This window comes from Carnobacterium sp. FSL W8-0810 (assembly GCF_038007125.1).
Classification (GTDB): Bacteria; Bacillota; Bacilli; order Lactobacillales; family Carnobacteriaceae; genus Carnobacterium_B; species Carnobacterium_B inhibens.
In genome coordinates, this window is sequence record NZ_JBBOWO010000007.1 from 1 (window position 1) to 5,894 (window position 5,894).

At 30.0% G+C, this 5,894-nt stretch carries 7 protein-coding genes; 6 read left to right on the forward strand and 1 reads right to left on the reverse strand.

Annotation, left to right across the window (positions count from 1 at the left end; translation table 11 throughout):
• Positions 1–203 precede the first annotated feature (203 nt).
• From NST49_RS12605 to NST49_RS12625, 5 genes are all read left to right on the forward strand, one after another.
• Complete coding sequence (locus NST49_RS12605; RefSeq protein WP_035024323.1) at positions 204–383, forward strand: hypothetical protein; 180 nt, start codon at positions 204–206, stop codon at positions 381–383.
• A gap of 20 nt (positions 384–403) precedes the next feature.
• On the forward strand, positions 404–751 hold the full coding sequence (locus tag NST49_RS12610; protein ID WP_035024325.1) for a hypothetical protein: 348 nt from the start codon (positions 404–406) through the stop codon (positions 749–751).
• Positions 752–1,711: 960 nt separating this feature from the next.
• Positions 1,712–2,719 carry a replication initiation protein gene (locus NST49_RS12615; protein ID WP_035024319.1) on the forward strand — a complete coding sequence of 336 codons (1,008 nt, stop codon included), beginning with the start codon at positions 1,712–1,714 and terminating at the stop codon, positions 2,717–2,719.
• Between the two features lie 23 nt (positions 2,720–2,742).
• Positions 2,743–3,156, forward strand: coding sequence for a hypothetical protein (locus NST49_RS12620; RefSeq protein WP_035024309.1), 414 nt, complete (start codon positions 2,743–2,745; stop codon positions 3,154–3,156).
• Positions 3,157–3,274: 118 nt separating this feature from the next.
• On the forward strand, positions 3,275–3,790 hold the full coding sequence (locus NST49_RS12625) for a hypothetical protein (RefSeq protein ID WP_035024311.1): 516 nt from the start codon (positions 3,275–3,277) through the stop codon (positions 3,788–3,790).
• A 240-nt stretch (positions 3,791–4,030) separates the two neighbouring features.
• On the opposite strand, the gene NST49_RS12630 is transcribed toward NST49_RS12625, so the two are convergent.
• On the reverse strand, positions 4,031–4,399 hold the full coding sequence (locus tag NST49_RS12630) for a hypothetical protein (protein WP_035024312.1): 369 nt from the start codon (positions 4,397–4,399) through the stop codon (positions 4,031–4,033).
• Between the two features lie 122 nt (positions 4,400–4,521).
• Here NST49_RS12630 and NST49_RS12635 point away from each other — a divergent pair, with 122 nt between their 5' ends.
• Positions 4,522–5,178, forward strand: a complete 657-nt coding sequence (locus NST49_RS12635) for a hypothetical protein (protein WP_035024314.1) — start codon at positions 4,522–4,524, stop codon at positions 5,176–5,178.
• The last annotated feature ends 716 nt before the right edge of the window (positions 5,179–5,894 follow it).

The window sequence follows — 5,894 nt, forward strand, 5'->3', positions numbered from 1 at the left end:
ATTTTTAAAATTGCGGAGCGATTTTTCACACATTTCTTTAGCACAAACACGATATTTTTTATCGTGTGTAAGTGCGCCCTTGAATTTGATTTGGATCTTAGCGCATACTCCAAAAAGTTTTTATTGGAGTATAAGTGCGCCCTTTCTTTTTAAATTAATAAATCTATAATTAGCTATATCATTTTTTATTAGGAGGTGTATTTTTGAATAAAGAAATTATGAAAAACCCACTTTTTTTATTAGCAATATTCAACTTTTCTATGGGAATGTTTTTTATTTTTCAAGATGAGATAATCGCCAGACCTGCTGCTTATATTCTGCAATTAAATTTTATTATTTTACTTCACCTTGCTCGAAAAAATCAAAATAAAAAAGATAATTAAATACTTTAGGAGGGTTTTTTTTGGCAGATTACATACTTTACGTTCTCGTTGCGATAATTGTTTTTGGTCATTTATTTAGTATTTTTAATATTATGTTAGGAAACTATACGTCTATATTTGTACGCTTTTTCTCTGTGGTCTCTGTTAAATCAAATCAACTTACAAGATTGTCTAAACCTCAACAGAAAAAGTTTAAATCTTTATTAGTTTTAGCTGGAATCCTACACATTTTAATTACCCTAGTGGTGCTTGGTGTTGCTTTATCAGACGCTGATTCAGGCATAACATTAATTTGTATTCTTTCTTACTCTGCTAATACTATGTTTTTTAGTTACCTTACACGTAAAGTTTTAGAGAGTAACTCTTGATTCAAAGTCAATAGCTAAAATAAGCTTTAAAATCATTTCTAAGCTACTTTAAAAATCAAATGAGGGAAATATGTGTTTAGAAGGGTGAAATCTGTTAAACATGCTTTTTTTTGCGTTTAACGATGGGTATTCAACTAAGTTGCTGTCTGTTTTTTGGTTTTTTCTGATTTTGGGTATGTAGGGCTTGCCCTGCACGAACGTAGAGAGCAGTAAACAAATATCATCCTTAAGCTGTTTTAACAATAAGCCCATTTATCAGATTTTTAGACAGTCCCCTTTTTTCCTTGCAAATGGAGCGAAGCGACTTCTTTTGACCTTATAAGATAGTCCTTAGCTTGCGAAGCAAGGTTTCCTTTGAATGATCTGTTACTTGATTTTAAATGGTTATATGCGATAATAAAGGTACAAAAAGATATTCACGATAAAGCCAAAGACCAGTGGGGGGCAACCTACTGGTCTTTTTTTTCGTATTTTTCTATACGGGCAGGCTAGCTGTCTGTTTTGTCCTTGGAATCTAGCCATTTGATTATGCCATGGGCAATGACATTAATCAGGACTCCAAGTAAGACGTCAAAAAGTATATTCACAATAAAGCCTCCTTTCTTGCTGAATAGTTCAGCTTAAAAAGGTGACAGCTAAATAAGTATAGCAGTTACCACTATTTTTTAACCAATCCTTTTTTTTCGCGCGTCTGCGTATTTATTACTTTTTATTAAATTCATTAACTTTATTAACTTTAAGGTCGCTATAAACACATATATACCAACGGTTTATAGACTCTATTGAAAGTTTTTTATCCCTCTATTGAAAGTTTTTTATCCCTCTATTGAAAGTTTTTTATCCCTCTATCGAAAGTTTTTTATCCCTCTTTCTATAAGCTTGAAATTAAAAACATATTCATATTGATTAGTTATGTAAGTTACGTTACTATTAACTTACAACTAACAAGGGGGTTCTTCTATGGCCGGGAGATTAAATAAAAAGGAAGTTCTGATTAGCAATGCAGATAGTATTAAAAAGAGCAATGAGCTATCAACCTCAAAACTCAATCAAGGTTTGACCTTGAACCAAATGCAGTTGCTATCCTATGCGATTTATTCTACACAAAAAGATGGTTCGACAACTTTTATTAAGGCTGATTTCGAGAAGAAATTTGGCATTGAAAAATATCAAACTAAGCATGCAAAGGTTGACGCCCAAAGAATACTAAGTATTCAAGCAGGGTTGGAAGATTTAGAGAATGACTCATTCGAATACTGGAATGTTTTTAGGAAAATGAAATATGACAATGGTACCTTTACGTTTCTCTGGGATCCAGAAATCACACCACATATATTAGACTTGAAAGATAGGTATGTCTTGACTGACTTGACTGTCACTGCGAAATTCAAAAGTGGTTTTAGTTGGACTTTGTACGACCACTTGAGAGGTTCATACGGCTGTTGGTATAAGTCTTTGACAAAAGATACTATCATGGAAATTTTTGGTGTCGATGAAAAGAAAAGTTATCGTGAAAATACGGGGCTTCTGAAGAAATATGTTCTCGATGTCGCGATTGCTGAAATCAATAAATTTACCGAGTTAGAAGTGAAGTATGAAGAGATAAAAAAAGGTCGTTCAATTACTGGATTCAAATTGATTTGGAGTACTGGTAAAGGAATTTCAAAAGCTTCTCAGAAGCAAATTGATATATTATTTAGTATGGCAGATGTAGTTTTGAACGATATACTAATGTATGCAGAAATTAATGATAAAACGAATAGAGAAAGAGCTTTATCTATTATCCGAGATTTTCAGACAATGAGAGCCCGTTACTTAGACCAAGAAGTAGGATTAACAGCTGATCATTGTAGCAAACTTACTAAAAAAGCAAATGACGACTTAGAAGCTTTAAATTTTCTACTCGAAACGGAAGGGAAAGAACCACTTAATCCTAAAGTTCCGTTGTTTAATTGGCTTAAAAATTAATTATTTAAACAGGAGCGTATAAAATGAGTTACAAGTCACGAAAAAGAAAATCAGAGAATAGAAAAAACATACAACTATTTTACAATTTAGTTAAACAATCAAAAGAATGGGCTATTAGCCAGTATGGTGTAAAGATTGATATACCTGTATTTTTAAATACTAAAAAAGAAGATTCTCTTTTAAAAAATAACCAATCTGGTTATATGCTTTCTTCGTCTGAAGATGTTCCCCAAAAAATAGTTATTTCTAAAGATTTTTTAGAAAAGAATAAAACAATAGATATTCAAGGAACTATTAAACATGAATTTTTGCATTACATTGGGTGGAAACTTGATAAAGATTTTGACGATGGAGATGAGTGGTTTGAAAATCAACTTGCAAGAAACTTACTTTACAGCAACTATAATATCTTTTTAAATTATGCTCTATTGAGTTAAGTTCAAGTTATTCTTTTAATCTAAAAAATTTTATTCATAATAAGTAAAATTTATAGTTGTATGTATAGGATATAAACCTGTCCAGTAATAGAGAGAAGGCATAACAAGGAGAGTTAACATGAGTAAAAAAACAATTAAAGAATTAGCAGAAGAAATAGGTGTGAGCAAAACAGCAATTTCGAAAAAAGTAACAGAAACACAAAAGAAGAAATGGTTTACGAAAATCGGAAACCAGTTTGTGATAAGCGAAGAAGGTCAAAAAGTTATTAAATCAATGTTTATTTCGGATAAAAAAAACCAATCGCAAACTGATAAGCAAACTAGTTTCCGAAATAACGAAAACCAAGTTTACGACTCATATTTCTATCAAGAACAGCTTTTAGCTAAAGACAAGCAGATAGATATGCTTCAAAAACTACTAAAAGAACAACAAAATCTATTGGACCAGCAACAACGTCTTACCTTACAAACTAATAAGCAAATTGAACAACTGCAGTTAGAATCAAATAAAAAAGTAGAATATGATTTCACCCAAACAGATCAATATGTTTCTAACGCTGCAACTGAAGATAATACCGAACCAGCACAAGTAAAAAAAGGCTTTTTCAGTCGTCTATTTAACAAAAAAGAATAGTCGATTATTGTTCTAGTGAAAGTGTAATCATGTATTGGAGGACGATACAAAAAAAGAACCCTATTAGAATAGGATTCCGGATACACGTTTTTATATCATTTCATGTATTGAACTTAAATTTAAAATGAGATAAGAAAATAGAGTAAGCCACAATCAATTGAATACTACTTACTCTATTCTTTTAGATATTATGAATTTTTAGGAGAGAAGCGTTAATGTTTATATAAAAATATTCATTTTTTATTTATTTTTCTTTCTTAGTTTACTTTGTTCAAATAGAGTAGTAACAATCACATAAACTAGATAATAAAGTGTAATGATTATCCAAAAACTAGTATTTTTAGAAATTATATCTCCTAAAAAAAACACAACTATCGTTAGTATAATTAATTCAACATTAGTTTCACTAGAAGTTCTTACGAGATGGGGAAAGTAACGTTTTAATAATATTTCACCTAAGAAAATTGAACCAAATGCTAATAAGAAACCAATTATGTATTGACTTTGAACATTAATATTCAATAGCGTAGTAATAATTAAACTTATCGTAATCATAAATAAATATATAATGATATCTCCTAACAAATGATTTCTTACTGTTTTGTTCAAATAAAACACATCCTTAAATTTTTTTCTATTATATCATAAAAGATTAAAATAAAATTAAAATTTAGTTACTTTTAATGTTACATTAGATTAAAATCACATTATAAAAAAAGGGGGTAATTATTTTGGCAATGAAAAAATATTTTGTTTCAATATTAACTGCTTCGTTAGCTTTACCAATTTTCTTTTCTAGTGGTTTATCAGTTTCAGCTACTACATATGAAGATGGTTCCGAAACAAATCCTTTTACAACAGAAGAAGAAGCACTAATAGAAGCTCAAGAAAATGTTGGGGAAACTATTTATGTCGAAGATGGTGAAGAATCTTACGAGATTATAGTTGAGGAAGAAGAACTTGCTAATTCTCAAGAACCAACCGAACCAATTGAAACAACAAAACCAACTGAAGGTTTAATAACTCCTTATGTTGCTGTAACAGATGGACCAGTTTATACTTGGTCTTATATAGCTACTTATAAGTTTAATGATAGAGTTGATAATCTTTTAGTTTCTAAAGTATCAGAATGGATTACAAGAGGTTTAGGTAGCACAATTACTAGTAAAATTCCTAGTGCACGATTAAAAGTAATTGCTAACGGTTTAATTGCTAAAGCTGCAAAAAGCATAAATGCTGCTGGAGCAACATCTTACTGGACAGTTAAAAAATATAAAGATGATGATAAATATAATCACTTTGTTAAAGAAGATATAAAAGTTTATAAAAATAGTGCTAGAACAACCCAAGCGTTTAGCACTTTTGTAGTTGAAAAATTCACTAAGTAGTTTATATATTGTTGCAGTTTTTATAATCTTTAACTTAAATAAAAAAAAGATTCTACTGCTTATCAAGCGGTTAGATCTTTTTTTTTACACTTTATTCTTTTAAATTTTTATATAGTAAATTTATGAGTAGAATCATAAATTGTATTCAAAAAAAGATAAAATAAACTTTTATCTAAAAGATAGTTAGATACATATTTTTAAGCAATTTCATGTATTAATTTTTAAAGAATCGACAAAACCTAGAGTCCCTTTATATAATTTTTCAGAAAAATAATTACATAAAATAAAAAAAAAACAGGGATCAAAAAATAATTTGACCTCTGCTTTTTTTTATTTTCCTGTAAAAAAAATGAGCTAAAAAACACCAAAAACGCAACACATGTGTCCGACGTTTCGTGTCACAGGTGCAACACAAAATGTGTTGCACCGTGTTGCATGTGCAACACACAACCTCTTTGAAACGTTGTTAGAACAGCATTTGTAGAAACATAAAAAAAAGGAGAAATACACTATTTTGACGTCTGTTACTTTCTTTAAGATTCGTCAGGCACAGCCTGATAAGTCAACGTTTTGAAGCACCGCGAAAAAACAGGTGACGTCGGAATCTCTTTATGCTCTTACTTAGAACCACCTAAATCTCAATTTATTTCCGCTACAATTTTTTCTGTTTTTGAATTTTCTTTTTTTTTTTTGATTTTTTCAAATGAGTGTAACGA